Source organism: Paraburkholderia sp. UCT31 (genome assembly GCF_014397655.1).
Taxonomy (GTDB): domain Bacteria; phylum Pseudomonadota; class Gammaproteobacteria; order Burkholderiales; family Burkholderiaceae; genus Paraburkholderia; species Paraburkholderia tuberum.
The window spans coordinates 1-3,175 of sequence record NZ_VZQP01000145.1 but is presented as its reverse complement, the minus strand read 5'-3'; the positions used below and the strand labels follow the sequence as shown (position 1 = coordinate 3,175).

The 3,175-nt window shown below is 62.5% G+C and carries 3 protein-coding genes; all 3 read left to right on the top strand.

Going from position 1 to position 3,175, the window contains the following annotated elements; all coding sequences use genetic code 11:
• Window positions 1-226 precede the first annotated feature (226 nt).
• From istA to F6X40_RS41130, 3 genes are read left to right on the top strand one after another with little or no spacing between them, the layout of a single operon-like run.
• Entirely contained in the window at window positions 227-1,711 is a 1,485-nt protein-coding gene (gene istA, locus F6X40_RS41140; protein WP_262421750.1) for an IS21 family transposase, read from the top strand.
• Entirely contained in the window at window positions 1,708-2,541 is an 834-nt protein-coding gene (gene istB / locus F6X40_RS41135) for an IS21-like element helper ATPase IstB (RefSeq protein ID WP_187631846.1), read from the top strand. Before istA ends, istB begins: the two co-directional genes overlap by 4 nt.
• Entirely contained in the window at window positions 2,538-2,849 is a 312-nt protein-coding gene (locus F6X40_RS41130; protein WP_187631845.1) for a hypothetical protein, read from the top strand. The genes istB and F6X40_RS41130 overlap by 4 nt, the downstream gene beginning before the upstream one ends.
• The last annotated feature ends 326 nt before the right edge of the window (window positions 2,850-3,175 follow it).

Genomic DNA, 3,175 nt, shown 5'->3' with positions numbered 1-3,175 from the left:
TGCCGCGCGTCAAACAAGATGAGAGCAGCGCGTCAATCAGGATGAGAGTACTGGCGTTGCGGCAGCGGTGGAGGGCGTAGCCCGGAACCGCTGCCGCAACGCCGCGCCGAGGAGCTCCCCGTCGTCGGGGTGCCTTGTCGGTGGTCGCGGTAAATCGGGTATGAACAGCACTTCCATGTAGCGAAGGGAGGCTGAGTTGCCCGGCCGACACGTCAACGACCATCAGATGAGGCTCTACATGAAGTACAGACTCAAGGAGAGGCCGCCCCAGGCGGCGGCACGCGCTGGTTTCAGCGCCGCCACTGGCTATCGCATCGAAGAGGATCCGCGATTGCCATCGCAGAAGAAGGCACCGCGCGGGCGTCGCCGTGCCGATCCCCTGGCCGCGATCTTTGACGCCGAGATTGTGCCACTGCTCCAGTCCGCTCGCGGTATCCGTCCAATAGCCGTACTGGACGAGATGCTTCGGCGCCATCCCGAGCTCCCGGACAACGTGCGTCGCACACTCGAGCGACGTATTCGCGACTGGCGCGCACTCCATGGCGAGGAACGTGACGTCATGTTCCGGCAGGTACACGAACCCGGTCGTCTCGGGTTATCCGACTTCACCGAGATGGACAGTCTGGGCGTCACCGTGGCGGGCGCCGTGCTGGACCATCGCCTGTATCACTTTCGGCTGGCCTGCTCGGGCTTTGAACACGCTCACGTCATTCTCGGCGGCGAGAGCTATGTCGCGCTGGCTGAGGGGCTGCAGAACGCCATCTGGGCACTCGGAGGCGTGCCGCGCGAGCACCGCAGCGACAGCCTGTCGGCGGCGTTCCGCAATCTCGAAGCCGAGGCGCGCGAGGATCTGACCACGCGTTACGAGGCGCTGTGTGCTCACTACGGCATGCACCCTACGCGCAACAACCGTGGCGTTGCCCACGAGAACGGCTCCATCGAGAGCCCTCACGGCCACCTCAAGAACGCAGTGCGTGATGCGTTGCTTCTGCGCGGCAGTCACGACTTCGACGATCTCGATTCCTATCGCCGCTTTATCGACGAGATCGTCGGTCGTATCAACGCACGTAATGGCAAACGCATTGAGGCCGAGCGGGCACTGCTTCAGCCGCTTCCGGCCCAGCGTACGTGCGACTACGAGGAAACGCGCGTGTACGTCACGACCAGCTGCGGCTTCGTCCTGCGCAAGGTGTTCTATACCGTCCCGTCACGGCTGATCGGTCATCACCTCCGCGTGCGCCTGTACGACGACCGGCTGGAGCTGTTTCTGGGCAGTACGGCCCTGATGACACTGCAGCGCGGCCGTGCGGGTCCCAATGGCAAGCACGGCCACGTCATCAACTACCGGCACGTCATCCATGCGTTGCGCCGCAAGCCCATGGCGCTGCTCAACCTGGTCTACCGCGATCAGATCTTTCCGCGCGAGGCCTATCGCCTGACCTTCGATCGCCTGCTCGAGCAACTGCCGGAGCGCCAGGCATGCAGGACCATGGCTGAATTGCTCAGCCTGGCCCACGAGCACAACTGCGAAGCGCAACTGGCCCAGGCGCTGCAGCAGTGCCTGGACGATGGGCAGTTACCCGATCTGGACGCACTGTGTTCGCGTTTCGAAGCGAAGCCCGCGAGCGCCATGCCGGAGGTGAACGTCCAGCTCGCACCGCTGAGCGACTATGAAGCTCTGCTTGACATGGCAACGGAGGTGGCAGCATGAGTCACGACATCGACGCCACCCGCCTGTCGCTGCTGCTCAACGATCTGCGGCTGCCGGCCATCAAGCAGATCTGGTCCAGCTTTGCCGAGCGGTCCGACACGGAAGGCTGGCCGGCAGCGCGCCTGCTGATGGCGCTGACCGAACACGAGATCGCCGAGCGTGATCGACGCCGGATCGAGCGTCACCTCAAGGACGCCAGGCTATTGCCGGGCAAGACGCTGGAGAACTTCGATTTCGATGCAGTGCCGATGGTGTCCAGGGCACACATCTCGGCGCTTTGCGCTGGCGACGGCTGGTTGCGTAACGGCACCAACCTGATTCTTCTGGGGTCGAGTGGGGGTGGCAAATCACACTTGTCGTCGGCGATTGGACTGAGCCTGCTGGAGAAGGGCTGGAAGGTCCTCTTCGCTCGCACTACCGACCTCGTGCAGCGGTTACAGGTCGCGCGCCGCGAGCTCGCTCTGGAGTCCGCCATCAACCGGCTGGATCGATTCGATCTCCTTGTTCTGGACGATTTCGCATACGTCAGCAAGGATCAGGCCGAGACGTCGGTGCTGTTCGAGCTCATCAGCGCCAGGTATGAGCACCGTTCTCTTTGCATAACGGCCAACCAGCCGTTCGGCGAATGGGACAAGGTCTTCCCCGACCGCGCCATGACGGTGGCCGCCGTGGACCGGCTGGTCCATCACTCGACCATCTTTGAGCTGAACGTCGAAAGCTACCGTCGCCGTACCGCCCTGCAGCGCAAGCAGCAGGGACCGGGACGCCCGGCCAGCATAGCGACACCAAAGAACGTCGGCGTGCCGCCGAAACAGGAGGATCAGCAATGACGGGCAATTCGCAGCCCCCAGGCGTAACGCGTGACGACACATCTGACAGTGCGATGGCGACGCCCCGCGCACTCACGGGAGCGCAACGGCAACGCGCGTATCGTTTGCGGCGCAAACGGACCGTGATTGACGCCATTGGCGAGGAAGCCATCGCGTCACGCGTTACTTTGCTGGCCCTGCTCGGTGACGCACTGGCTGCACTGGAATCCAGTTGCAGTTCGACGATGCTCATCGAGATCAAACGCGAGAGCGTAAAGCGCGTGCTCAAGGCGATCGTCACGCGTTATGGCATCGACCTCACCGACTGACGCGCTGTTCTCATCCTGATTGACGCGCGGCTGGCAGGCAAAGCTCGCCGGCGTCAATCAACACCGGCATCGTCATCCACGCCACCACATTCTCATCTTGATTGTCGCGCTGCCAGGATATCTGCTGCGTCACGCATTACACAGTAATCCTGAACGACTGAAGACCTCAGCTTGATTGTCGCGCGACACCCGCTCGCCCGCGTCAATCAAAACCGCGCGTCAATCAATAAACGCTTGCCAGCGTCAATCAACATCGGCATCATATTTCTGCCGCGACATTCTCAAGCTGATTGTCGCGCGTCTCTCATCCAGATTGTCGCGCCACA